Below are 378 nucleotides of genomic sequence, written 5' to 3' on the forward strand. Positions count from 1 at the left end.
TACGGCCTGAGCCTGCGCGACTTGAAGGAAATGATGGCAGAGCGCGGCATCAGCGTCGACCATTCGACGATCCACCGCTGGGTTGTTCATTTCTCGCCCCTGCTGCTGGAGCGCTTCAATCGGCGCAAGTGCGCCGTGACTGGAAAATGGCATGTCGACGAGACGTACATCAAGGTTCGCGGAAAGTGGATGTATCTCTATCGTGGGATCGACAGCACCGGCGACACCGTCGAGTTCTGGTTCAGCGAACACCGCGACCTACCGGCGGCCAAGCAGTTTTTCCGGAACGCGCTTGAACGCCATGGCCGGCCCGAGCGGGTCGTCATCGACGGCAGCCAGACCAACCGCGAGGCGATTGTCTCATGCGATGCGGAGAAC

The 378-nt window shown here is 60.6% G+C and carries 1 protein-coding gene; it reads left to right on the forward strand.

From position 1 onward, the window contains the following. Positions 1-378 (forward strand): IS6 family transposase (locus NDI72_RS21970; protein WP_283801805.1); only part of this gene is annotated, 378 nt, incomplete at both ends.

This window comes from Nitratireductor sp. GZWM139, assembly GCF_030068685.1.
In the GTDB taxonomy this organism is placed as follows: Bacteria; Pseudomonadota; Alphaproteobacteria; order Rhizobiales; family Rhizobiaceae; genus Nitratireductor; species Nitratireductor aquimarinus.